This is a genomic window from Helicobacter sp. MIT 14-3879, from assembly GCF_003364125.1.
This window is the reverse complement of the sequence record NZ_NXLP01000001.1, coordinates 236,543-262,083: the sequence shown is the minus strand read 5'-3', so window position 1 is coordinate 262,083 and position 25,541 is coordinate 236,543. Positions and strand designations below refer to the sequence as shown.

30 protein-coding genes are annotated in these 25,541 nt (G+C 27.9%); 13 read left to right on the top strand and 17 right to left on the bottom strand.

Annotation, left to right across the window (positions count from 1 at the left end; translation table 11 throughout):
- Positions 1 to 7: 7 nt before the first annotated feature.
- The 10 genes from ruvB to CQA44_RS01215 form a co-directional block, all read right to left on the bottom strand.
- Positions 8 to 1,006: a Holliday junction branch migration DNA helicase RuvB gene (gene ruvB / locus CQA44_RS01260; protein WP_115545463.1), complete on the bottom strand. Its 999-nt coding sequence runs from the start codon at positions 1,004 to 1,006 to the stop codon at positions 8 to 10.
- Positions 1,007 to 1,786: a 3-methyl-2-oxobutanoate hydroxymethyltransferase gene (gene panB, locus CQA44_RS01255; protein ID WP_115545462.1), complete on the bottom strand. Its 780-nt coding sequence runs from the start codon at positions 1,784 to 1,786 to the stop codon at positions 1,007 to 1,009. It lies immediately after the preceding gene.
- Positions 1,787 to 1,795: 9 nt separating this feature from the next.
- Positions 1,796 to 2,593 carry a hypothetical protein gene (locus CQA44_RS01250; RefSeq protein ID WP_115545461.1) on the bottom strand — a complete coding sequence of 266 codons (798 nt, stop codon included), beginning with the start codon at positions 2,591 to 2,593 and terminating at the stop codon, positions 1,796 to 1,798.
- 4 nt (positions 2,594 to 2,597) lie between these two features.
- Positions 2,598 to 3,950 (bottom strand): NADP-specific glutamate dehydrogenase, encoded by a 1,353-nt coding sequence (gene gdhA, locus CQA44_RS01245; RefSeq protein WP_115545460.1) that lies wholly within the window; start codon positions 3,948 to 3,950, stop codon positions 2,598 to 2,600.
- Between the two features lie 58 nt (positions 3,951 to 4,008).
- On the bottom strand, positions 4,009 to 6,093 hold the full coding sequence (rpoD, locus tag CQA44_RS01240; protein WP_408941368.1) for an RNA polymerase sigma factor RpoD: 2,085 nt from the start codon (positions 6,091 to 6,093) through the stop codon (positions 4,009 to 4,011).
- Between the two features lie 102 nt (positions 6,094 to 6,195).
- A complete protein-coding gene (locus CQA44_RS01235; protein WP_115545458.1) occupies positions 6,196 to 6,966 on the bottom strand; it encodes a carbon-nitrogen hydrolase family protein in 771 nt (256 codons plus the stop codon).
- Complete coding sequence (gene xseB, locus CQA44_RS01230) at positions 6,963 to 7,157, bottom strand: exodeoxyribonuclease VII small subunit (protein ID WP_115545457.1); 195 nt, start codon at positions 7,155 to 7,157, stop codon at positions 6,963 to 6,965. Before xseB ends, CQA44_RS01235 begins: the two co-directional genes overlap by 4 nt.
- 12 nt (positions 7,158 to 7,169) lie before the next feature.
- The gene (gene guaB / locus CQA44_RS01225) at positions 7,170 to 8,615 is read right to left on the bottom strand and encodes an IMP dehydrogenase (protein WP_115545456.1); all 1,446 of its coding nucleotides are present in this window, start codon (positions 8,613 to 8,615) and stop codon (positions 7,170 to 7,172) included.
- Positions 8,616 to 8,625: 10 nt separating this feature from the next.
- The gene (gene gatA, locus CQA44_RS01220; protein WP_115545455.1) at positions 8,626 to 9,969 is read right to left on the bottom strand and encodes an Asp-tRNA(Asn)/Glu-tRNA(Gln) amidotransferase subunit GatA; all 1,344 of its coding nucleotides are present in this window, start codon (positions 9,967 to 9,969) and stop codon (positions 8,626 to 8,628) included.
- 63 nt (positions 9,970 to 10,032) lie between these two features.
- Entirely contained in the window at positions 10,033 to 10,851 is an 819-nt protein-coding gene (locus CQA44_RS01215; RefSeq protein WP_115545454.1) for a hypothetical protein, read from the bottom strand.
- A gap of 271 nt (positions 10,852 to 11,122) precedes the next feature.
- On the opposite strand from CQA44_RS01215, the gene CQA44_RS01210 reads away from it, so the two are divergent.
- The 13 genes from CQA44_RS01210 (at position 11,123) to CQA44_RS01150 (ending at position 19,893) form a co-directional block, all read left to right on the top strand.
- Positions 11,123 to 12,031 carry a response regulator gene (locus CQA44_RS01210; protein ID WP_115545453.1) on the top strand — a complete coding sequence of 303 codons (909 nt, stop codon included), beginning with the start codon at positions 11,123 to 11,125 and terminating at the stop codon, positions 12,029 to 12,031.
- A gap of 9 nt (positions 12,032 to 12,040) precedes the next feature.
- Positions 12,041 to 12,514, top strand: a complete 474-nt coding sequence (locus CQA44_RS01205; RefSeq protein WP_115545452.1) for a phosphatidylglycerophosphatase A — start codon at positions 12,041 to 12,043, stop codon at positions 12,512 to 12,514.
- Positions 12,515 to 12,668: 154 nt separating this feature from the next.
- Complete coding sequence (ccoN, locus tag CQA44_RS01200; protein ID WP_115545451.1) at positions 12,669 to 14,135, top strand: cytochrome-c oxidase, cbb3-type subunit I; 1,467 nt, start codon at positions 12,669 to 12,671, stop codon at positions 14,133 to 14,135.
- Between the two features lie 11 nt (positions 14,136 to 14,146).
- A complete protein-coding gene (ccoO, locus tag CQA44_RS01195) occupies positions 14,147 to 14,848 on the top strand; it encodes a cytochrome-c oxidase, cbb3-type subunit II (protein WP_115545450.1) in 702 nt (233 codons plus the stop codon).
- 9 nt (positions 14,849 to 14,857) lie between these two features.
- Positions 14,858 to 15,073 (top strand): cytochrome c oxidase, cbb3-type, CcoQ subunit, encoded by a 216-nt coding sequence (locus CQA44_RS01190; RefSeq protein WP_115545449.1) that lies wholly within the window; start codon positions 14,858 to 14,860, stop codon positions 15,071 to 15,073.
- Positions 15,073 to 15,927 (top strand): c-type cytochrome, encoded by an 855-nt coding sequence (locus CQA44_RS01185; protein ID WP_115545448.1) that lies wholly within the window; start codon positions 15,073 to 15,075, stop codon positions 15,925 to 15,927. Before CQA44_RS01190 ends, CQA44_RS01185 begins: the two co-directional genes overlap by 1 nt.
- 10 nt (positions 15,928 to 15,937) lie before the next feature.
- Positions 15,938 to 16,135 (top strand): DUF4006 family protein, encoded by a 198-nt coding sequence (locus CQA44_RS01180; protein ID WP_115545447.1) that lies wholly within the window; start codon positions 15,938 to 15,940, stop codon positions 16,133 to 16,135.
- 120 nt (positions 16,136 to 16,255) lie between these two features.
- Positions 16,256 to 16,849 carry a sortase B protein-sorting domain-containing protein gene (locus tag CQA44_RS01175; protein ID WP_115545446.1) on the top strand — a complete coding sequence of 198 codons (594 nt, stop codon included), beginning with the start codon at positions 16,256 to 16,258 and terminating at the stop codon, positions 16,847 to 16,849.
- Positions 16,850 to 17,380, top strand: a complete 531-nt coding sequence (locus tag CQA44_RS01170) for a hypothetical protein (protein ID WP_115545445.1) — start codon at positions 16,850 to 16,852, stop codon at positions 17,378 to 17,380.
- Positions 17,381 to 17,386: 6 nt separating this feature from the next.
- Positions 17,387 to 18,610 carry a lipopolysaccharide assembly protein LapB gene (locus CQA44_RS01165; RefSeq protein ID WP_115545444.1) on the top strand — a complete coding sequence of 408 codons (1,224 nt, stop codon included), beginning with the start codon at positions 17,387 to 17,389 and terminating at the stop codon, positions 18,608 to 18,610.
- Positions 18,595 to 19,194, top strand: a complete 600-nt coding sequence (locus CQA44_RS01160) for a hypothetical protein (protein ID WP_115545443.1) — start codon at positions 18,595 to 18,597, stop codon at positions 19,192 to 19,194. Before CQA44_RS01165 ends, CQA44_RS01160 begins: the two co-directional genes overlap by 16 nt.
- Positions 19,195 to 19,235: 41 nt before the next feature.
- Entirely contained in the window at positions 19,236 to 19,487 is a 252-nt protein-coding gene (locus CQA44_RS01155; protein WP_115545442.1) for a YfhL family 4Fe-4S dicluster ferredoxin, read from the top strand.
- Positions 19,488 to 19,521: 34 nt separating this feature from the next.
- Positions 19,522 to 19,893 carry a DUF4156 domain-containing protein gene (locus tag CQA44_RS01150; RefSeq protein ID WP_181881732.1) on the top strand — a complete coding sequence of 124 codons (372 nt, stop codon included), beginning with the start codon at positions 19,522 to 19,524 and terminating at the stop codon, positions 19,891 to 19,893.
- Between the two features lie 4 nt (positions 19,894 to 19,897).
- Here CQA44_RS01150 and CQA44_RS01145 read toward each other — a convergent pair whose 3' ends face one another.
- Genes CQA44_RS01145 through CQA44_RS01115 form a run of 7 tightly spaced genes read right to left on the bottom strand, consistent with a single transcriptional unit; the run spans position 19,898 to position 25,540 of the window.
- Positions 19,898 to 20,272, bottom strand: a complete 375-nt coding sequence (locus CQA44_RS01145; protein ID WP_115545440.1) for a YkgJ family cysteine cluster protein — start codon at positions 20,270 to 20,272, stop codon at positions 19,898 to 19,900.
- A 5-nt stretch (positions 20,273 to 20,277) separates the two neighbouring features.
- On the bottom strand, positions 20,278 to 20,991 hold the full coding sequence (locus CQA44_RS01140; RefSeq protein WP_115545439.1) for a tRNA1(Val) (adenine(37)-N6)-methyltransferase: 714 nt from the start codon (positions 20,989 to 20,991) through the stop codon (positions 20,278 to 20,280).
- Positions 20,973 to 21,974 carry a bifunctional diaminohydroxyphosphoribosylaminopyrimidine deaminase/5-amino-6-(5-phosphoribosylamino)uracil reductase RibD gene (gene ribD, locus CQA44_RS01135; RefSeq protein ID WP_115545438.1) on the bottom strand — a complete coding sequence of 334 codons (1,002 nt, stop codon included), beginning with the start codon at positions 21,972 to 21,974 and terminating at the stop codon, positions 20,973 to 20,975. The genes CQA44_RS01140 and ribD overlap by 19 nt, the downstream gene beginning before the upstream one ends.
- Positions 21,965 to 22,393, bottom strand: coding sequence for a ribosome maturation factor RimP (gene rimP / locus CQA44_RS01130; protein WP_258864862.1), 429 nt, complete (start codon positions 22,391 to 22,393; stop codon positions 21,965 to 21,967). Before rimP ends, ribD begins: the two co-directional genes overlap by 10 nt.
- Positions 22,390 to 22,764: a 30S ribosome-binding factor RbfA gene (rbfA, locus tag CQA44_RS01125; protein ID WP_115545437.1), complete on the bottom strand. Its 375-nt coding sequence runs from the start codon at positions 22,762 to 22,764 to the stop codon at positions 22,390 to 22,392. Before rbfA ends, rimP begins: the two co-directional genes overlap by 4 nt.
- Complete coding sequence (gene infB, locus CQA44_RS01120) at positions 22,761 to 25,325, bottom strand: translation initiation factor IF-2 (protein ID WP_115545436.1); 2,565 nt, start codon at positions 25,323 to 25,325, stop codon at positions 22,761 to 22,763. Before infB ends, rbfA begins: the two co-directional genes overlap by 4 nt.
- Positions 25,304 to 25,540 (bottom strand): DUF448 domain-containing protein, encoded by a 237-nt coding sequence (locus CQA44_RS01115; protein WP_258864861.1) that lies wholly within the window; start codon positions 25,538 to 25,540, stop codon positions 25,304 to 25,306. Before CQA44_RS01115 ends, infB begins: the two co-directional genes overlap by 22 nt.
- Between the last annotated feature and the right edge of the window lies 1 nt (position 25,541).

The window sequence follows — 25,541 nt, the reverse complement described above, 5'->3', positions numbered from 1 at the left end:
TTATCCTTTAGAATAGATTTTTAAATGGAATATTAAGCAAATCATAACTTTTTTTAGTAGCAATTCTTCCTCTTGCTGTTCTTTCTATATATCCATTTGCCAATAAATAAGGTTCTATAATATCCTCTATTGTTCTTTCATCTTCACTAAGTGCTGCAGCTATTGTATTTAGTCCTATTGCTTTATTTTGAGATTCTGTAAGGAGTTTAAGAAATGCTAAATCTAGTTCATCAAAGCCTCTTTCATCAACTCCCAATTCATTTAATGCCTCTAAAGTCCTTTTTAAACTAATAGAATCTTCATTATTAAATTCAGCAAAATCTCTAATTCTACGAAGTAATCTTAATGCCACTCTAGGAGTTCCACGGGAGCGTTTAGCTATCTCTAGTGAGGCTTCATTGTTGCACACTTTATTTAGCTTTTTAGAAGCTAGATAAATAATTTTTGAAAGTTCATTTGTATCATAAAATTGCATTCTAAAAGTTATACCAAACCTATCACGAAGAGGGTTGCTTAACATTCCAGCCCTAGTTGTAGCACCAATTAGTGTAAAGTTTTCAATATTTATTTTAATAGTTTGAGCAGCAGGACCAGAGCCTATAATAATATCAAGCCTAAAATCTTCCATTGCAGAATATAAAATTTCTTCTATATTATTTGTTAATCTATGAATTTCATCAATAAATAAAATATCGCCTTTGGATAAATTAGTAAGAATTGCAGCTAAATCACCACTTTTTTCAATCATAGGAGCAGAAGTAACTTTTATATTTGCACCCATTTCATTTGCAATAACATATGCAAGTGTAGTTTTGCCAAGCCCGGGAGGACCAAAAAATAATATATGATCTAGAGATTCTTCCCTTTTTTTACTAGCGGCAATTGAAATATGAAGATTTTTTTTAATATTTTCCTGTCCTATGTATTCACTAAATTTTGAAGGGCGAATTGAAACATCATCTTTATCCTCAAAGGAAATTTTTTCAATTTCAACTAACCGTTCCAATTAATAGCTCTCATTTTCATTTGGGAAAGTAATATTTTTAACATCAGCATTATATTTTTTAATTGCTTCTTTTAGAATAGATTCTCCATCTAAATATTTTCTTACAAATTTTGGTGTGAATTTATTAAAGAAACCAAAGGCATCACTCCATACTAGTATTTGACCATCAGTTCCACTGCCACTTCCAATGCCAATAGTTGGAATTTTTAGGTTTTTTGTAATTTTTGTAGCTATATCACTCTTTGTCCCTTCAATTAGTAACCCAAAACAACCAATTTCTTCTAATTGTAATGCTAAATCTAATAAAGACTGATTCTCAGCTTCATCTTTGCCTTTAATTTTATATACTCCATCATGTCTATAAAATTGTGGCATAAGTCCAATATGTGCCATAACAGCTATGCCATTGTTTATTAATTCTTTTAAAAGAGTAATTTTGCTTTCATTTACTTCTAGTTTTATAGCATCAGCCCCACTTTGTTTATACATTTTTATAGCATTTTTTAAACCTAAATTTATATTTGGGTAGCTTCCAAATGGCATATCTGCAATTAAAAGAGACTTTTTAGTAACTTTTCTAACAGCTTTTGTGTGGTAAATCATTGCTTCTAAACTAATAGGGATAGTGTCATCATTCCCTCCAAAACTCATTGATAGACTATCTCCTACTAAAATAACATCTACTTCTCCATCAAAGATTCCAGCAAAAAGTGCGTCATAAGCCGTTATAGCAGATATTTTTTCAATACCTTTTAGTTTTTTAAATGATGATATTGTCATTTTTTATCCTTAGAAAGTTTTGTTAATATTTATTGGAATATTATATGGAAAATCGTCAATTTTTGCTTTTAAATTCAAAATTAATGAAATATTTTTAGAATCCTTAAGGTTTAATGAATTTTGCAGTTTATCTAAAACAATATCTATGCTATTATCTTGTTGCGTTATTGCTGTTGCGATTCCATTAAATTCTATTCCATTTAAGTTAAGCAAATAATTAATATTAGAAAGATGTATTTTAGCACTTGTTTGATTTTTAAGATTAAAAATAACTTTTATATTAGATAGACTAAAATTAATACCTTTCATCGTTATTTTTGGATTAAATGTTGGAATATTTATATCAAATTTTTCTCTTAAGCTATATTCCATTAGGTTTTGTTTATCAAAGTTTGGCAATATAATATCAGTAATAACCTCTAACTTAAATGGCAAAGAATCTAACTTTGTATAATTATCAATCATTTTTACCAAATCATTAATTTTAATATCAGAATCTAAATTAATATCATTTTTAGAGCGGGCTTTTAGGAGATTTTGTCCTTTTATTTTATAAGAGTTAATTATTTTATCCTGATAGTAAATATTTACCATTGCATCTTTAATATATATATCAAGAGGAAAAAGATTTGTTATGGATATGTTAGATTTTAGAATTATATTCTTAAGGCTAATAGATTTAATTTCTACATTATTGATTGAGATTTTTGGCTTGAAGTTAATATCTTCAAGCACGGATTGTATGGGTTGATTATCCATACAGGAACTAAAAAAAAATGCAATTAGTATAATAAATACATATTTCAATTTTTTATATAACTCCTTGATCAATCATTGCATCTGCAACTTTTCTAAACCCAGCAATATTAGCACCAATCACTAGATTTCCCTCTTCACCAAATTCTTTTGCGGTTTGGCTTGCATTGTTAAAAATATCCTCCATTATTTGATGAAGTCTTTTGTCTGTATATTCAAAAGTCCAAGGAGTCATACTTGCGTTTTGTGCCATTTCTAGCCCACTTACTGCCACACCACCAGCATTGGCAGCTTTACCAGGACCATAGCATATTTTTGCACTGATAAATTTATGCACAGCTTCTATTGTAGATGGCATATTTGCTCCCTCACTCACACATATACAGCCATTTTTAATTAAGGCTTCTGCATCATCGGCATTGAGTTCATTTTGAGTTGCACTTGGGAATGCTGCAAAGCAAGGTATGTGCCATACAGGATTTTTGCCTTTAGGGTAGTCTTTTATACTAGTGTATTGTGCAGAACTTTTATTTTTAACATATTCTTCTAGACTAACTCTTTTAACTTCTTTTATCTCTTTTAGCAGCTCTAAATCAATACCGTCTTTGTCATAAACCATACCTTTAGAATCGCTTATTGTTACAGGTTTCGCTCCTAACTGTTGTAGTTTTTCTATTGTATATATTGCTACATTTCCACTTCCAGAAACAGAGCAGATTTTGCCATCCAAGCTTTCTCCTCTTTGTCTTAACATCTCTTGTGCAAAATATACACATCCATATCCTGTTGCTTCTTTTCTAACTAAACTTCCACCCCAATTCAATGCTTTTCCTGTAAGCACACCATCAAATCTATTTGTTAGTTTTCTATATTGTCCAAATAAATAGCCTATTTCTCTACCTCCAACACCTATATCTCCAGCAGGAACATCTGTATGAGCTCCAATATGTCGGAATAGTTCATTCATAAATGCTTGGCAGAATCTCATAATTTCATTATTACTTTTTCCTTTTGGGTCAAAGTCACTTCCACCCTTTCCTCCACCCATAGAAAGTGTTGTTAATGAGTTTTTAAAAATTTGTTCAAATCCCAAAAATTTTATAATACTAGGATTTACACTAGGATGGAATCTAAGCCCTCCTTTATATGGACCAATAGCAGAGTTAAACTCTATTCTATATCCACGATTTACATTAATTTTACCATTGTCATCTTCCCAAGTTACACGAAAGTGTATTTCTCTATCAGGTATTATTAATCTTTCTAAAATAGCGCTATTTTCATATTTATTACATTTTTTTAAAATTGGCTCTAACGATTCAACAACTTCTTTTACTGCTTGATGGAACTCTGCTTGTTCAGGATATTTTTCTTTTACTAAATTTATAATATTATTTACATAGCTCATTATATTTCTCCTTTTTTTGATAGACTTAGATTCTACTATTTTGCAACTTTAAGTCTTTTTAATCTTCCATATATTTTTTTAGATTTCTACCAACTCGTGGATGCTTTAGTTTTTTAATTGCACTAGATTCTATTTGCCTAACTCTCTCACGCGTTACATTTAACTCTTTGCCTATTTCTTCTAATGTCCTATCGCTCTCATCATCAAGAAGTCCGAATCTCATTTTAATCACAGCTCTTTCTCGTTCATTTAATTGTGATAAAACCTCATCAATTTGATTTCTTAAATCCTCTTTTAAAACTTGCTCCATTGGTCCTATTATGTTTTTATCCTCAACAAAATCTCCATATTTTCCATCATCATCGTTACCAATAGGTGCATCAAGGCTTATTGGCTCTTTTGTCATTTTAATTACATTTTTAATTTTATCAGCGGGTATTGAAACTTCTTTAGCAATATATTCTATATCAGGTTCTTTTCCGTGCTTTTGGATATAGTCTCTTTGTGTTTTATTTATTTTATTTACGGTATCAATCATATGGATTGGGATTCTAATAGTCCTAGCTTGGTCTGCTATTGCACGGCTAATTGCTTGTTTAATCCACCAAGTAGCATAAGTTGAAAATTTTAGCTCTCTTTTATATTCAAACTTATCCACAGCTTTCATTAAGCCAATATTTCCTTCTTGTATTAAATCTAGGAATGGAAGTCCACGATTGGTATATTTTTTAGCGTTTGATACAACTAACCTAAGGTTGCTTTTTGCCATTTTATTTTTAGCTTTATCTACTATTAGTTTTCCTCTTTTAATTTGCTCTAAAATTTCTTTTAATTTTTCTGGCTCTAAATTAAAACTATCTTTAGAAGCCTCTTTAGTTTGTATTAATTTTTTAATCTCAACATATGTGCTAACCATAGTAGTCTCTGGAACAGCTTGTATAATATCTGCTTTTGACATATTAAGTATATTAGATAAAATATTTTTATGATTATTAATTAGGCTATCATTAAATAGAGGTAATTTATACTCTAACCTTTTCATTTCTTTTTCAAAACTTTCATCACCTTTCAATACATTTTCCATAATCTTTACTATTTCTGTTATTAGCTTACTCGTAGGTCCTAGTGCTAATAACTTTTCTTTCAAAACCTCTTTCTTATGGGCTATTAGTAAAATATTTCCTAAGCTATTTGTATCATTTGAGAGGTTGTCTTTGGTCTTTTGCATATCTTTTCTTGCTTTATCTAATTCTTTAAAAGCAACTATGACTTTTTTTACCCTTTCTGCATCTTTTTGAGTTTTTTTCTGTGAGATTTCTTCATCATTTTCTTCTTCATCAAATTCATCTATGGAATTCTTTTTATTATCTTTTGTAGATTTTTTAGGAATCTCATCAATTATATCTATATCATCACTATCATCACTATCAAATTCATCTTTTCCATCTTTATCTTCAAAGTTTTTGAATAATTCTTTAACTCTTCTCTCTCTATTAATTAGAGCATCTCTATAATTATGTATAAATTCAGTCAAATATGGCACAGAACAAATTGCATCAATTATGATATTCTCCCCTGCTTCCATATTTTTACCAAGTTCAGTTTCTTCTTCTTTTGTTAGAAGCTGTATTTGCCCCATTTCACGTAGATACATTCTAACAGGGCTATCACTTCTACTCCATTCTAAAGATTCTCTTTCTTTCATTAAATCAAACTCATCTTCTAAGGTTTCATCAATTTGTTTTTGCTTTTCTTCTTTTGCGAGTAATTTTTCTTCATAGTTTAATTTTTTTGCTAATTCTGATGAACTAAGAAAACTCTTTTTATATTTTTTAGCAAAATCTTCTATTTTTTTAACTTGACTTGTTGTGGCAGGTTTTTTTAGAATAGAGGCTATTTCTTCATATGCAATAAATTCACTATCCCTACTTTTAAATAGGTGTTCTAGCTTTTCTATTGGTGTTTTTAATTCTTTGATTTCTTCTATTTGCGTGAATTCTACTTCTTTCTTAACTTTTTTTTCTTCTTTCTTAGAAACTGCTACTGTTTTTTTAGGCGACTTTTTGGAATCTTTTTTATCTTTTTTATCTTTTATATTTTTTAATTCTTTAGTATTTTTAGAATCTTGTGGCTTTTTTTTGATATTTTTATTCATATTAATATTCCCTTATAAAAATTAAAAAAGGTCTGATTCTATAATATTTGTTATTAAATAAATATTAATGTATTAAATATAAAGTTTGTTTTACTTAAATTTCCATATATTTTTTGCTTCATCTATTAATTCTTTGTCAATTTGACTAACTAAAATTCCCTCTTTATCTCCTAACATATCTCCCAAATTACCATTAGGTAGGGAAATAAACGAGTTTCCATAAAATTTCCATTCAATATTATTTTCAAAATAGCTTCCAATCCTATTTACTCTAACTACAAAACAATTATTTAAAAAACTTCTAGTTTGTAGCATTCTAGCCCATCTAGCATTTGAGTTGAAGGTATTTGCCGTAGGAACAATCACAATGTCAATGTTCTTTTTCTTTAGCTTTATCCAAAACTCATCAAAATGGCTTTCCCAGCCAGATAAAACACTAATATTAAGTCCATCTATGTTAAAAATAAAGGGCTCTTTTAATTTAGATAGGCTAACTTTTGTATTATTAAAGAAGTTAGCTTCATTCCAATGTTCCATTTCCATTAGCTTTTGAGTGCGATAATAATATACTTGATCTTTATTTGTAATCATTATGCTTTTAAAGATTTCTTTATCTTTGCATTCAATTATTGGCACAATTATTGTTGTTAGATATTTTTTAGCTAATTGTGTAAAATATTTCTCTTGCACTAAGAATGTCTTTTGTAATTTTGTTTTATCTTTATATTCTTTAAAAAACAAATTACTTACATATTCGCCAAGCACAATTAAAGATGGTTTTTGCTTTCTAAATTCTTTGCTTATGTATTTACTGAATATTTCATTATTTATACTTGCAAATTGCGATATTATTATTTTCATTCTTTTTCTTTTTCAGATTCTAATTTTATCTCATCATATACCAATTTTGCCTCCTCAAGCATTTTTTGAGCATTGTTTATTTCAGTAATGCCCTCTTTGTATAATTCTATTCCATCTTTTAAACTTATTTCTGTGCTATTTAACCTATTTATTATTTCTTTTATTCTTTTTATTTTATCTTCAAAGTCCATTTAACCTCTTTCTTATCCATGATAATTTGGGGATTCTTTTGTTATATCTACATCATGAACATGAGATTCTCTTAAACCTGCACTTGTGATTTCTACGAAATCTACTTTTTTCCATAACTCATCTATATTTTTACTTCCTAAATAACCCATAGAGCTTCTTAGACCACCTTCTAGTTGGAATATTATATCTCCAATTTTACCTCTATATGGGACTCTTCCTTCTATTCCCTCTGGAACTAATTTATCTTGAGCTACTCCTTCTTGAAAATATCTATCAGAACTTCCACTAGTCATTGCACCAATACTTCCCATGCCACGATAACTTTTATATTGCCTTCCTTGATATATCATCAAATCACCCGGTGTTTCTTCACAACCAGCAAACATACTACCTATCATTACAGATGATGCACCAAGAGCTATGGCTTTAGCTACATCACCAGAGTATTTAATACCACCATCAGCTATAATAGGTATATTGTATTTTTTAGCTTCTTGTGCACAATCCATAATAGCAGTAATTTGTGGCATTCCAACACCTGCTACAATCCTAGTAGTACAAATACTGCCCGGTCCAATACCAACTTTAACTCCATCAGCCCCCGCATTTATTAAGTCTTTAGTAGCTTGTTTTGTTACAACATTTCCTGCAATAACATCTATGGTTAATTCTTTTTTTATATCCTCAATTGTTTTTAATATATTAATGGAATGTCCATGCGAAGAATCCAATACTATTACATCTACCCCTGCCTCTACCAAAGCCCTTGCTCTATCAAGTTGAAATACCCCAATAGCAGCACCAACTCTAAGTCTTCCAAAGTTATCTTTATTTGAATTTGGGTATTCTATTCTTTTTTGAATATCTTTTATGGTGATTAATCCTTTTAATATATTGTCTTTATTTACGATAGGGAGTTTTTCTATTTTATGTTTGTGCATAATATCTTTTGCTTCTTCTAAAGAAGTATGCTCTTTAGCCGTTATTAGAGGTGCTTTTGTCATTACTTCACCTACTTGCTTATTTAAGTTGTTTTCAAATCTAGTATCTCTATTTGTTAATATTCCTATTAACTTTCCATTAGAATCTACCACAGGAACGCCAGAAATTTTATAATTATCAGTTATTAATTTTGCATCAGCTAAAGTTCTATTTGCTTGTATATATATCGGGTCTGCTATTATTCCGCTCTCACTTTTTTTAACTTTTTTAACCTCTTTTATTTGTGTGCTTATATCCATATTTTTATGGATTATTCCAATTCCCCCCATTCTAGCTACTGCAATAGCAGTTCTATGCTCTGTTACAGTATCCATTGCAGCACTTACAAATGGAGAATTTAATGATATATTTTTAGTAAGTTTACTTTTAACATCTACCTCTTTTGGTAAAACTTCAGAATATGCAGGTATAAGCAATATATCTTCAAATGTTAGTGCTTTTTTTATTTGTCTCATATTTTATCCTTTATAAATTACCCTCTACATTTAGGGCTAAATCAAGTATATCCTGCTCTTTGAAATGACTTGTTATAAATTGCATTCCAATAGGTAGTGGTTTTTCAATGATAGGAATGCAGATACTAGGGAGTCCAGCTAGATTTACACCTATTGTGTAAATATCACTTAGATACATTTCAAGTGGATTTGTTCCTTCTCCTATTTTTGGAGCTACATTTGGTGCTATCGGGCTTATAATAATATCTACTTCTTTAAATATTTCATCATATTGAAATTTTATATAATCTCTTACTTTTTGAGCTTTTAGATAATATGCATCATAATATCCACTTGATAAAACAAAGTTACCAATTAAGATTCTTCTTTTTACTTCTTCTCCAAAACCTTCAGTTCTAGTTTTTAAAAATAAATCTTTTATATTTTCTATATCTTTTGCCCTAGAACCATATCTTATTCCATCAAATCTAGCTAGATTAGAACTTGCTTCAGCCATAGATGTAATATAATAGCTTGAAATATGATAATCTAAATCCAACATATCAATTTCTTTTATATTATGACCTAGCTTTTTAAGTAAGTCTATTAAATTATAATAAGCATCTTGAATCTCTTTGTTAGAATTTTTTATTAGTCTATTTAAGACTCCTATTTTAAATTTTCTATTTGGATTGAGATTTTTAAATATGCTTTCATTTTGCACTTTTTTAGAACTAGTAGAATCTAGTTTATCGTATCCTTTTATATAATCAAATAATAATGCACAATCCCTCACATCTTGTGTTATTGGTCCTATTTGATCTAGGCTAGAACTATATGCTATTAATCCATATCTACTAACACTACCATATGTAGGTTTTAATCCAACACACCCACAATATCCAGCAGGTTGTCTAATACTACCACCAGTATCACTTCCTAATGCTGCTATTGCTATGCCCCCAGCTACTGCTGCGGCACTTCCACCACTACTACCTCCAGAAACTCTTGAAGTGTCTTTAGGATTTTTAGTTACACCATAACAGCTAGATTCGCTTGTGCTCCCCATAGCAAATTCGTCCATATTAGAGCGTCCAAATGGTGTTAGATTATTTGATATTAGATTATTTATAACACTTGCATTGTATGGTGATTTATATCCTTTTAGTATCTTGCTAGCACAGGTTATTTCCCAATCTTTAACATTAATATTATCTTTTATTAATATAGGCACACCCTCGTTTGCTGTGCTTAGAGAATTATTATCTAAAATATAAGCATTCAATGCAGAATCTTTTGCTAGCTGTGCTATTTGTAGCTTTATTTCTTGTATCTTTTCTCTATCTAGATTTATCGCATCTCTTAGTTTTATCATATAAACTCCATAAAAAATTCTTTGAAATTATAGCTTTAATTCTTTTAATGTAACTACCTAAATTTATTTATAAATTTTGTTATAAATATAAGAGTAAATTCCACCCATATTTTTAAATTTTTCACTAAGAAATGAAATGTTTTTTAATTCATAATTTTTAAAGTTTTCGTTTAATACTATAGAATCTATTAAATTTATATCTTGTAGGTTAGTTGCTATTTGAAATAATTTTTTATCTTTAGAATCTTTTATATAAACAAGCCTTAAGATATTGTGATGAAATTTTATTAAAAAATTAAGCATACTTTTTACTTCATTTAAGTTTTTTAAATTTAAATCTATCTCTATTGCTTTAAAAGACTCTAGATTACTAGAAAAGATATCATCAATATTATTTATTTTTAGAATCTTAAAATTATCATTTTTGAATATAGCATTGTAGAATCTATTATATTTTGTAAGAGAATTTTTAACTTTATAAATAAATTTCCCATTTAAAGGTAATTTATTTACTAACACACCCTTAAAGTTAGAGCTAGATATTATAAAAGCCATATTAGGAGTGATATAATCTAACTCTAATATCGCTTTTTCATCGCTTAATTTAATATTTATTAAATCATTTATATTTATGCAAACTAAATTATCTAGTTTTAGATTTTTATATTTTACTAAATCAAATTGATTTGATATTTTAATAATAGACTTTTTTATGAAATCTGTGAAGTTTATATAATCTAGTGAATCAATAGATATTAAAGGGATATTAAATTTAGATATATTATCTACTTGAATTGTATTTTTTTTAGTAACAATGCCATAAACTCCACTATCTATATATTTTGCAGAATCTTTTATATTGCTAGATTCTAAAAAAATCATTCTTTTACCTCTTTGAGAATAGAATTATAATTTATACAATTATTTAAAATAATTATAGAGTTAAAGCAAAGTATTTTTAAATATCTAAATTATTTATGAAGTAAAAATTATACTATGTTTATGCTATTATGGGCAGTTTTTGAAATTAATGTAATATATTTTATAAATATTAAATTACAATATGTATTGATACATTTACTAAAATATATTTTTTTAAGTATAATAACGCTCATAAAAATTAAATTGATATTAATTAGGGGGCTTTTATATTATGAAAACATTAATTATAGAAAATGATGCATATTTAGCTCAAAGCATTAATAATAAATTAGTTGATAGAGGCTATGAATGTGTAGTTCAAAAAGATACAAATTTGAATTTAGAGGAGGATGCTTTTTTTGATGTAGTATTGATTGCATACGATGTTTGCACAACAAGTTGTGTTAATTTAATAAAACTTTTTCCAAATAGTATAACTATAATGATGATAAAATATGTTACAGATGATACTGTTACAAAGATGTTGAAAGCTGGAATCTATGATTATATTTTAAAACCTTTTGTTATTGATGAATTAATTAGGAAAATAGAGCATTATAAAAATTATAGTAAGCTTAAACAAGAAGTTTCATTTTATAAGAATTACTTTGAATTCATAGAAGGGGTATTAGATACACCAATTCCTTTTACTTATAATTTACCATTTATTATAAGAAGTAATTCTCAAAGAAGTGCAGATATTTATGCAATGAGATATGCAAGGCTAAAGAATATAAGGTTTCATTTTTTAAATATCACAGATATTGATTGGCGTGATATTTCAAGTATTAGTAGTTCTGATGAAATTGTTTATTTAATAGGCTTAGAACAGCTTAAAAAGTCTGATAGAATTGAGCTATTAAATAAGCTATCAAAGCAAAATATATTATTATCATTTATTTCGAAAGAAGAGATTTTGTTTAATAATATTGCAGATATTACTTCCTTTAGGAATGATATTGATTTTAATGGTGAAATATTATCAATTAAAGAGTATGAAAAAGTTGTAATTTCAAAATATGAGCACATTTATTCTGATATTGATCTTGCTAAAAAGCTAGGCATTAGTCGTAAAAGCTTATGGGAAAAGAGAAAAAGATATGGTATAGTTAAGCCAAAAAAGATACAAAAAAATATATAAGATATTTGAATGGATAGTGTAAGAGAAAATTTTCTAACATTATTTAGAGTTGGATATTTTAAAAAAGCTCCAGGAACTTGGGGGAGCTTTTTTGGTCTATTGCTTGGAATCCCTATTTTATACTTTTCAGCATTTAGTTTATTGCTATTAGCAGCTTTAATAGGTATTATTGCAATAAAACAGATTGATATTTATGAGGAGAATACCAAAATTCACGATGCAAAACATATAGTAATAGATGAGGTTGTTGGTATTTTTATTGCAATGAGTATTGCACAATTTAGTATTCCTAGCATTATTTTATCATTTATATTTTTTAGATTATATGATATTTATAAACCTTCTGTTATTGGAAAGATTGATTCTAATGTAAATGGAGGCTTAGGTGTTGTCGGCGATGATGTATTAGCAGGCTTTTTTGCCGGAATTACAAGTTTGATATTTATTTCTTTATTTAAAATTATAAGCTACTACTATTTGTAAATATATTTCTAAGCAAAACTCAAGCTTTTTTGTAAATTAATTTAATTAAATAGTTTGATAATAAGCTACTAATACAATACATTCTAAGTTTTATATATATTTTTGCAAATTTGTAATATAATTTAGACTAAATTATATTAGAGTAGGAGGATATATGAATACAGGCAATGTATTGGAGTATGATTATTCTATATCAAAACTCTTTGTTTGGACAACTTTGATTTTTGGTATAGTTGGTATGCTAGTTGGGGTTATTATAGCCTTTCAAATGGCTTATCCATCATTAAACCATATAGCGGGAGAGTATGGTATTTTTGGTAGGTTAAGACCTATTCATACAAATGGGGTTATTTATGGATTCACATTAAGTGGAATTTGGGCGGCGTGGTATTATTTAGGACAAAGAGTATTGAAGATTACATACAATCAACATCCATTTTTAAAGATTATAGGATTACTCCATTTTTGGCTATATGTAATTTTAATAGCATTAGCAGTTATTGTGCTTATTCTTGGAATTACTCAATCAAAAGAATATGCAGAATTGCCTTGGATATTAGACTTGATTGTAGTAGTTGTTTGGGTTTTATGGGGTATTAGTCTATTTGGAAGTATGGCAGTTAGAAGAGAACAAACTTTATATATAAGTCTTTGGTATTTTATAGCAAGTTTTGTTGCTATATCTGCTTTGTATATTTTTAATAATTTAGCTATTCCTACCTATTTTGTTGCAAATGTTGGGAGTATTTGGCATAGTGTGTCATTATACGCTGGAACAAATGATGCTATGGTCCAATGGTGGTGGGGGCATAATGCAGTTGCATTTGTATTCACTTCTGCAATCATTGGCGTAATGTATTATTTTTTGCCAAAAGAATCAGGACAACCAATATTCTCATATAAGCTCACATTGTTTTCATTTTGGAGTTTAATGTTTGTTTATATTTGGGCAGGTGGGCATCACCTTATATATTCTACTACTCCTGATTGGGTGCAAACACTAGGTTCAGTATTTTCTGTAATATTAATTCTTCCTTCTTGGGGAACTGCAATCAATATGCTTCTTACTATGAGAGGGCAATGGCATCAATTAAGAGAATCTCCAATTATTAAGTTTATGATATTAGCTTCCACATTTTATATGTTATCAACACTAGAAGGACCAATTCAGTCTATTAGGTCTGTAAATGCACTAGCACATTTCACAGATTGGATTATTGGACACGTTCATGATGGAGTTTTAGGGTGGGTTGGATTTACAATCATTGCGGCTTGCTACCATATGGTTCCTAGAATGTTTAAGAGAGAGATTTATTCTAAAAAGATTATGGAAATACAATTTTGGATAATGACTCTTGGAATTATCCTTTATTTTTCAAGTATGTGGATTGCAGGTATTACTCAAGGTATGATGTGGAGAGCTACTGACGAGTTTGGAAATCTAATTTATACATTTATGGATTCTGTATCTTCACTACATTTATATTATTTAATTAGATCAATTGCAGGGGTATTGTATTTGCTAGGATTCTTTATATTTGTTTATAATATAATAATGACTATGATTGCGTCAAAAGAGCTTGATAAAGAGCCTCAATACGCAACTCCTATGTCTGTTTAAGGAGGTTAGTAATGTTTAGCTGGTTAGAGAGAAATCCATTCTTTTTTACGGTAGCTTTTTTGTTAGTATTTTCTATTGCTGGTTTGGTTGAAATATTGCCAGACTTTGCGAAAACTTCTAGACCTGTAGAAGGATTAAAACCTTATAGTGTATTAGAGATTGCAGGAAGACAAGTATATATGAAAGAGGGTTGTTATACTTGCCATTCACAATTAATTCGTCCATTTAAAGCAGAAACCGATAGATATGGTTCATATAGTATAAGTGGTGAATATGCTTATGATAGACCTTTTCTTTGGGGTTCAAAAAGAATAGGTCCAGATTTACATAGAGTTGGAGATTATAGAACTTCAGATTGGCATTCACATCACATGTATGATCCACAAAGTGTTGTTCCAGGTAGCATTATGCCAAGTTATAAGCATAACTTTGTAAAAAATACTGATTTTGATACTGCTTATGCAGATGCTTATACAAATAAAGTTATTTTTGGAGTCCCTTATGATGCTGAAAATAATCCAAAATTAGGAACATTAGATGAAGCTAAACAAGAATTTATGCGTGAGGCTGAAATAATTGTTAAAGATATGAAAAATAAAGAAATAGAAGATGCTTTTAAAAATGGAGAAGTAAAAGAAATAGTAGCACTAATTGCGTATTTGAATAGTTTAAGTCAAAAAAGACGCTCTATTCAAATAACAGAATCTAACTAAGGTCGGGTTATGTTGGAGATATTTATTGAATTTAGAGGCTATTTATACTTTATAGCTACTATTTTTCTTGTTGCTTTTTTGTATTCATATGTTTATTATATGTATAAAGCACAAAGAGAAGGGACAAAAGATTATGAAAAATATGCAAGATTAGCCTTAGATGATTCTATTTTAGATACACCTTTAGAGGCTAGAGAGAATAAAAGAGATGGGAGGGAGAAATAATGCAATCTTTACTTAATGATAATATGGTTTTGCTTACATTATTTGGAGCATTTGCTATCTTAGTTTTGACAGCATTTGTTGTAAGTACATATTTTAATAAAATTAAACATAGCAAGGCAGATGGAGTTTTAACAGATGATTCTTGGGATGGAATCAAGGAGTTTAAAAATGATTTACCAATAGGCTGGGCAGCATCATTTTTATGTGTAATTATTTGGGGATTATGGTATATATTTGTAGGCTATCCTCTAAATGCTTATTCGCAGATTGGTGAGTATAATAGAGAGGTTGATAATCACAATAATCAATTTCAATCAAAATGGGCATCTCTAAGCCAATCTGAATTAACTACTATGGGAGATAATATATTTCAAGTTCAATGTTCTCAATGTCACGGATTTGATAAAACAGGAATTAATGGAAAAGCTGCAGATTTAAGTGTTTGGGGTAGAGTAGATCATATAGTAAAAGTTATATTAGAGGGTAGTGAAGGTATGAATTATACAGGTGTATCTATGATTCCTATAGAAATGAGCAAAGATAATGCTAGAGATGTTGCTAATTTTGTAATGAATTCTTTATCAGAAGCAAAGATTCCAGCAAGTGCGGATTCTATTGCTAGAGGAAAAGAATTATATTTAAATAATTGTGTAGCTTGTCACGGAGAAGATGGAAAAGGATTAATGCCGGGTTTTGCACCAGACTTGACAACATATGGCACACATAAATTTTTACAAGAAGTTTTGAAACGTGGTAAAAATGGACATATAGGGAAAATGCCTTCTTTTGAGTATGCAAAATTTAGTGAATTCCAAGAAAAAGCATTAAACGACTTCATCTTATCTGATAATTAAGGAGTATGTAATGAATGGTGGATATTTTAGTCTAAATGGTCTAGTTGGATTTTTTATTGCTGTTGTATTGCTTTTAGTCATAGTTGCTATATTTGCATTTTCTGCAGTAGGTGTTCAAAAAAGAGAAGCTACAAATTACTATACTATTGATACACAAAAAGCAGTTATGATAGATACTTCTAATAGTAAGCATTATAAAGCTAAATAAAGGGGTTAATTATGGATTATAATATAGTAGAAAAAGTTTTATTTTTATTTTTATTAATATTATTAGTTGCTTCAATTATTATAGCTTTTATTCCTAATATGTTATTACATTTGGTTTAATTTGGATTTAATAACCAAAAAGATTCTGCTATTATTTAGCGGAATCTTATTATTCTCCCATAATGTTTTTGCCACAGATTTTGTTTTCAATAAAGATTTATTGTTTGTCTCAAAGAGTGTAGATTTTGTTCAAAAAGTTTCTAATGAATTATTAAAAAAAACAGGAATTAATCTTTATGTATATATGGCAAATAATATAGATGAAGAAAATTATCAAAAATTTAGAAATAATTTTAAAAATAAGATTGTTTCACCGTATGTTGCAATTATTTTAATAAGAGATATTAAAAAAATTGATATAATAAGCTCTGATGATGATTTGTTAGATAAGAAAAAAGTATATTGGGAATATATGGTTCCATTAATTCCAAATAGAGATATTGACCTAACACCACAAGCTTTATCAGCAGTCGTTTTTAATGGATATGTCGAAACTGTGGATTTGATTGCAGATAAATTTAATGTAAATATAGAACATAATGTTGCAAAAGATGAAAAAGGTGCAAAAGCAGTAGCACAATTAATACTATATATAATGTTATTTTCTATGCTTGGATTAGCTTCATTTATATATTTTATAAAAAAGAGGAAGTAAGTGAAAAATACTAGAAATTTTTGGCCACTTGGTATAGCGATATTTATGATATTTATGGTTTGTATGATTATTTTAACTGTTTATATATCTATAAAATTTAAGCCAGATGATGATAATTCATATTTTTCTACAAGACAAATTGTTGATAAAGAAATAAATGATATTTTAGTTACTCAATCAGAATTAGAAAAAAAGTATAATTTTTATATATTTGATGGACAAAAAGAAAAATCTTTGTATAGAAAAGCAACTAGGCAGTCTTCTACTCCTATTTATTTAAATATGCAATCTAAATTAGAATTTAAAGTTACTGACAGCAGCCAAGCACAAATACAACCAAATTCTGTGAAATTATATATAACTAGATTTGCAGATTCTAAAGATGATATGGATATTGGAAGCCTTAATTATGTTAATGGTAAGTTTATATCTCCAAATATTACATTTAAGCAGGGTAATTGGAAAGCTTTGGTTGAATTTGATTTTAGTGGTAAGAGAGCATATTTTGAGCAATTTATAATTGTTAAGTGAGTTTTAATGATTAAATTATTTCAAATTATTTTTTCTATAATTTTTATGAGCAGTATATTATTTGCTAACATTAATGATGAAGATATATATATATTATTAGCATTAGAAGCAATAGATAATGGTGATTTTGAAACTGCAATTGAACTTTATGATAAGCTTTATATAGATACTAAAAAAGATGAATATTTAAAAGAAAAGATAAATATTTTAATCCAATTAGGAAAGAATGAAGATGCAATAGATTCTATTAATAAATATCAAAAATCAAATCCAAGTAATATAGAAATTAAAAAATTACTAGCATATCTTTATATTAATCAAAGGGATATTGATAATACGATTAAAACATACGAAGATATTGTTAAATTAGAAGATAATAAGCAAAATAATAGATTTCTTGGGAATTTATATCTTGCAAAAAAAGATTATAAAAATGCTAGAAAATACTTACTAAAATCTTATCAAGCTTCTAATGATGAAAGCACTTTATTAATTATTAACTCTATTGATATGGAACTAAAAGATTTTGAATTATCAATTCCTTTAATAAAAGATTATTTTAAAGATGAATTAAGTGATACATTTGCACATATTTTAATTGAGCTAGGAAGTAATTATGGAGTATTGGATAGTTTAGAATCCTTGTATTTAGATTATTACAATAATAAACAAAGTTTTCAAAATGCAAAGAATTTAGCAAAACTATACTTGTTTAAAAACAAAACACAAGAAGCATTAGACTTATCTAATAAGTATGACTTTGGATTGGATTTTATGATTGATTTATATCTTGCAAAAAAAGATTATAAAAATGCAAAAATACAAGCACAAAAGGCTTTTGAGGAAACTAAAAATAATCATTATTTAGGGGTTTTGGCAATTATTGAATTTGAAGATGCAAAAGATAAGAATTTAGTACTCAAATCAGTTATTTCTAACCTTAAAAAAGCCATAGAGGGTAATGAAAACCATGTATTTTATAACTATCTTGGATATTTAATGATTGATTATGATATTAATATTAATGAGGGTATAGATTATGTTAAATTAGCATTAAAAATATCTCCTAATAACTTTTTTTATTTAGATTCTCTAGCTTGGGGATATTACAAGGTTAATGATTGCAAGCAAGCAAAAATAGAAATTGAAAAAATCCCTCTAAATGTAATAAATGCTCAAGATGAAATAAAGGAGCATTTTGAAAAGATTAATAAATGTTTGGTAGAGTAAAATCTAGCTTTTTTCAAACAAAATCCTTAAATAAGTCAATTAAGCAAGTAAAAGAGAATGTGTTAAAAAGAAATAGTGAATTAGATTTTGAACTTTTGGGTAGGAGTTTATCTTGTAACCCATTTATGCCTAGAGAAATTTATAGCGGCATTTATTTCAAAGATGGGTATCATTTTTTAGATGCTATTGAAATTGATAATGAAAAAATGATAGCAAATGATCTAAAAGTAAATAATATAGTTGCTAATACGCTTAAAAATAATATTGATTTAATTTCATATATCAGGCATTATAGTCCATATTTTATTATTCATAAAGACATAATAATATCAAAATATCAGATTCTAGAATCTTTAGTTTATGGCTCTGACTGTGTAATTTTATCTAGTTGTGTATTAAATAAAGATTCATTTTTAGAATTATTTAATTACGCCATTCATTTAGGGCTTAATGTTGCTATTTTTGCTGAGGATAAAGATAGTATTAAGTTTGCAAATGATATAGGGATTAATCTTTTTATTTTGCAAGATTCTTTATTAAAGGAGTTTATTGCAAATAATAAGATAATTATAGATTTAAAATAATATTTATGCTATAAATCAAAAATTTATTTTAGGAGAACAATATGGCTTTAATGATTAATGATGAATGTATTGCTTGTGATGCTTGTAGGGAGGAATGTCCAAATGAGGCAATAGATGATGGAGAGCCAATTTATATAATAGACCCAGATAAATGCACTGAATGTATAGGGCATTATGATGAACCAAGTTGTATTAGCGTATGTCCTGTTGATGCTATCATTCCAGACCCAGATAATATAGAAAGCATTGATGAATTAAAGTATAAATTTCAAAAGTTAAGCAATAATGAGTAGATTTTATACATTAAAAAATTATTAGGAGATAATTTTGATAAAACTTTTCACTATCATTTTATTTAGTATTTTCTTTATATCTTGTGCGGGAACTATTAATATATTGAATTCAGATGCAAGGCTTGTTCGTATTGTTACAACAGAGCCTGCACCAGATTGTGAGTATTTAGGTGAGGTTTATGGAACACAATTAAACAATGGATTATTTAGTGAATCAGAACTTAATGAAGGTGCAATAAATGATACAAAAAATAAGGCAAGCAAACTTGGTGGAGATACAATATATTTTCTAACTAATCAAAATAAGATTGCAATTCGCACTACAGGAAATAATATTGTAATAGATGATAGCTTAAAAAGTTTACAAGAAGTAAATATAACAGCATTGGTTTATAAATGCAGATAAAAAATTAAGGTTTTTTAACTTTTACCCCTATACATTCTCTACAAGCCCCATTTGGGTTGTTTCTAAACACTTCCCAAAATGGAAAAGTTCTACAATTATTTGGTCTTACATTGTATATTGTGCATTGTTTATCATCATCAAAAAATATGCAAGCTTTTCCGCTGATATGTTCTTTTTCTATTAATGAATATTTTTCTCCAACTTTTCTAATATATTTTATTGTAAATTCTTCAAATTTCATATTTAAAAATTTAGCAATTCTCTCCATTTCATTTTTATTTAAAAATATATATCCACTTTCACCTACACAGCATTTTCCACCACATTCAGCACATTTGCTTTCATCAAAAACAAAATCAAATCCATTAGCTTGTTTCATCTTTCTTAAAGTAAATTTTCTTTTATTTTTATACTATGAGTGTTACAAAATGAAAATATTTCTTTAGTTTTCTGGCTGTAACTTTTATTTTGAAAGTTAAAAATTGGAGGTAGAACTTCTAATTGTTTTTTTGAAAAATCACAGCAAATCATAACCAAATTGGCATTTTTACTTTCATTTGGATATATAAATTGAATGGTAGAGATATTAAATTTATTTTTATTTAGGGCTATAAAAACATTGTAAATTTCTTTTGCATCATAACAAAAAATAAATTTTCCATTTTGTTTAAGAGATTTTCTAACGAAACTAGCTAAAAGATTAAATGGCAAGTTTTCACTCTTCTTTGCTAGAAATAAATGAGTATTTTTAGATGATATATTATCTTTTCTATAAAAAGGCGGATTTGATATTATAAAATCAAAATTTGAGAGATTAGAGTCTAATATATCTTGATTTAATATCTCACAAGCAATATTGTTTATATCTGCATTTTTTTTGCAAAGCTTAGTATTTGTATTGTTTATATCACATAATGTTAAATTAATGCTAAAATCTCTAGCACAAAGTAGTCCCAAGATTCCACTTCCAGCCCCAATATCAAGTAGTGAAATATTATTTTTTAAAAATTTATTTATAAAAAAGTATAAAAATAAACTATCACTATTATAGCAGTAGCCATTCTCTATCTGATAAATATCTAATCTCTTTTTACCCAAAGTAAAATATCCTCTCCTATTCTTTTACTATGCAAGATTCTACCTTTAAACTCACTATAAAAGTTTTTTCCTCTAGCCATATCTGCTGATATGAAAACAAGCATACAATCAATTTTATCTCTAAAGCTATCAAATAATCCTGCCCCACCTTCTATAATACTAAAGCCCTCCATTGGTATATCATTAATATTATCATAAAAGCTAATTTTTCTATTTTTAATTGAATATATATTTAAATTTTTATCTATATTTTTACTTTTTCCTATAACACATATATTTGGAGCCCTTCCTTTTATAAGCCTAGAATCTAAGATTGGATTATCATTTATAAGTGTTTTTGTGGATATTATAATTCTATCTGCTATATTTCTAAGTTTGTGAGAGTAGATTCTTGATTGAATAGAAGATATTATTCCATCCTCAAAGCTTCCATTTAGACGTTTTGCGATTTTATATACACAAAAAGAGCCTTTTTCTTGCATACATAAAAATGGTAATAACAAGTCTTCTCCTCTCTTAGATAAGATTCCACTTTCTATTTGAATATCACCTTTAGACAGAGATTCTATGCCACCACTCGCTATTTTATTTTTATCTCTTGATGATATAAATATTTTTTTAAACCCAAGCTCTTTTATTAAGTTTGCACAAGGGGGTGTTTTTCCATAATGATTGCAGGGTTCTAGTGTAACAAAAATACTAGCATTTTTAAAAATACCATTATGATTTTTAATTAAAAAATCATAAATATCATTCGCATTGCTTAAAGTTTCAATTTTTTTATCATAGCTTAGTTTTTTGTAAGCTTCTTTGCAAGCTAATAGTTCTGCATGTGCTTCTCCAAATAAATTATGAGATTGTATAGAGATAATTGCATTATTTTTATCTAAGATTAATGCTCCAACACTTGGGTTTGGTAATGCTAATGCTTGATTTTCCCACGCATTATCAAGCACCAGATTCATATAAAAATCTACTTCCATTCAAAAATACTTTTTGCTTTTTTAATTTCATTATATGTAAAATATTTTTCATCTAAATAAAATCCACAATCATTTGAATCTTTTAATATTCCTATTATTTTAGTTTTATCTTCTAGTGTAACTTGTATTTTATTGTTTATGAAGCATTTAAAATGATTTGGTTTTTTTAAGATTCTCTCTACACCAGGTGAACTAACTTCAAGAAAATATTCTTCATTAATTGGGTCATAGACATCAAGCAATGGTGAAATAATTTCACTTATTTTTTCGCAATCACTATGTCCTATACCATTTTTAGAAAAAATAGATATTCTTAGTATTTTTATATTATTTTCTTTAACTAGCTCAATGTCATATAAAATATAGCCATTACTTTCTACGATACACTCTATTTCTTTTTCTAATTTTTCATCTATCATTTTTTATTCCTATTTTCGCCCTTATTTTCTTGCTTTTGCTTGATTTGTTTAAAAATAGATTCCAATTTATTTATATTTTCTAAACTATTATCAAATTCATAACTTAATTGTGGAGTCTTATACCAAGATAACGAGGTTTGTAGATATTGCCTTATTGTGTTATTTGCTTTTTTTAACATTTTCAGTATAGCTTCTTTCTTTTCTTTTTGTATTGGTGCTGGGTCAAGATAAACTTTAGCAAACTCTTTTCCATTAGAACACTTTACCCTAGTAATATTTAGCGTGTTTAACCTTGTATCATCAAGCATATATAAGGCTTCTTGTAAGGCTTCTTGTAAGATAGATTGTGTTTTTAAGATTTTGATATTCATATTTTTTGTTTTTTATACACTTCTTTTATAACTTCAAAATTATCGCCAATCTTTATATCATTAAAAGAATCTAGCATAATTCCACATTCATATCCTTTAGAAACCTCTTTTACATCATCTTTAAATCTTTTTAATGATGCAATCATTCCTGTATATATTACTTTAGAACCTCTTAATAGCTTTATTTTATCACTCTTATGTATAATACCATCATTTACAAAGCATCCAGCTATAACACCTCCCTTTCCAATGCTAAATATATCCCTTACCTCCACATTACCTATTACTTCTTCTTCAATTGTTGGACTCATCATATTTTCAATAATTTCTTTCACATCATCAATAAGGCTATAAATTACAGAATAGCTCTTAATTGAAACATTTTGCTCTTTTGCTTTTAACTTTACTTTTCCAAGAGGTTTTATGTTAAACCCTAATATATAACAATCTGTATTTGATTGAGCTATGGATATGTCATTTTCTGTTATATTACCAACTGATGAACTTATTATATTTATTTTTATTTCATCATTGCTTAGAGATTCTAAAGAGGCTTTTATTGCTTCTAATGAGCCTTGAGTATCTGTTTTAATTATTAAAAGCAAAGGTTTTAATTTTGAATTTGCCACAACAGAACTTAATTCATCAAGCATTACTTTTGTGCTTTTGCTTAGTTCTTTTGACCTTAGATAAGATTTTCTTTTTGTTGCATATTCCTTAGCTTTTGTTTCATCTTCTACTCCAACTAAGATTGCTCCTGCATTAGGAACTTCACTTAATCCTGTAAGAATAGCAATTTCTGATGGTTTAAGTTCATTAATTTTTTCTCCATTATCTTTTATCAATGCTCTAACTTTACCATAGGCTGTATCTGCTACTACACTATCTCCTACTTTTAAAACACCCTCTTGTACAATTACAGTTACAACAGGACCTTTTCCTTTATCAAGACTTCCTTCTAAGATAATTGCCTTTGGCTGGCTTAAAATATTTGATTTTAAATCCATAAGTTCAGCTTGTATTAAAATTGTATCAAGTAAATCATCTATGCCTAAACCACTTTTTGCACTAATTGGTATAAAGTCATACTCTCCACCCCAGTCAGCCGGGGTATAACCTATTTCTGCCATTTCTGTTTTTATTTTATCTGGGTTTGCATTTTCTTTATCCATTTTATTCATTGCAATAATTATTTGGACATTAGCCTCTTTTGCGTGAGACAAAGCCTCTTTAGTTTGTTGTTTTACACCATCATCAGCAGCAATTACAATTATTGCAATATCAGTTACTTGTGCTCCACGAGAACGCATTGCAGCAAATGCTTCGTGTCCGGGAGTGTCTATAAAAGTAATTGATTTATTATTTTTTTCAACCATATATGCACCTATATGTTGTGTAATACCTCCTTGTTCATTTTTGGAGATTCTAGAGTTTCTTATATAATCTAGTAATGAGGTTTTCCCGTGATCTACATGTCCCATTATTGTTACAATAGGAGAGCGAATAATTAATTCTTCATTTTCTGAAGTAGTTTCCAAGTATTCTAATTCTCCTCCTGCTTTAGAAATTTCTATTTTTAAGTCAAATTCTTGTGCTAGAATCTCAATAATAGTAGTATCTAAAAAGTCATTTTTAGTTACCATTTCACCCATTTTAAATAACTTAGATATTATATCAGTAACCCTAAGACCAACCCTGTCGGCAAATTCATATACTCTAATTTCATCTGGAATCTTAATAATATTATTATTCTTTTGGATTGTAGATTGATTTGCATTAGAGTTAGAAACTTTTTTAAAGCTTCTCTTTCCTTTTTTTCTTTCTCTTCCTATACTATCAAAAAACCATGGATTAGCTCTTTGTATTCTAACCCTATCAGTTATTTTTTCTTCACTTTTTTCTTCTACCTCTATTTCATTGTCCATTTCATTTAAGTCAAAAAGCATTACTTCATTATCATCATCTATATTTGTATCACCTAGATTTCTATTTAAGTCAATTTTTTGTTCATTTTCTTTATGAGATTGAGTTTTCTTGTGCTCTTTTTTCTTTCTTTTTTCTTTCTTTGGTTTTTCATAATCTAAATTATTTGGATGTAGAATTTTATCTTTTATCTCATTTGCTAGAGTTAATTTTTCTGAATTATTATCTTGAGTTTTTGTATTAGTATTTTTAGAGACAACTATAATCTTTCTAGTTTCAATCTTTTTGACTTCATTTTCTAGGTTATACTCTTTTTTCGGTTCTTCTTTAGGACATTCTTTTTCTTCTTTTTTTGCTTTAGACTTCTTAGTTTCTTTTTTAGATGACTTTTTAGCTTCTTTAAGCTCTTTTTCTTCTTTTTTTGCTTTAGCTGTTTTAGATACCTTGCTAACTTTTTTTTGTGGAACTTTACCCATTGCAATATAGTTATAAATATCTTCTGCTTGTGTATCTGTAACGCTACTGTTTGCACTTTTTATATTAATATCAATTTCTAATGCTTTTGCTATAATCTCTTTTGATTGCATTCCTAGCTCTAATGCTATTTCTGAGACTTTTACTTTTTGTTCTTTTCCCATTTTTGGATTATCTCCTTAAGACTTGAATTTATATTATCTTTATTTTTTATTTTATTAATTTTACATATTGCCTTTATACAATCTTTAGTGGATATACAGCACTTGCATAGATAAAAACTCCTACCTTGATTTGTAAAATTTAGCAGTTTTTCATTTTTAATTTGTAACCTCAATAGACTTTTTTGATTAAATCTATATCTACAAACAATACACATT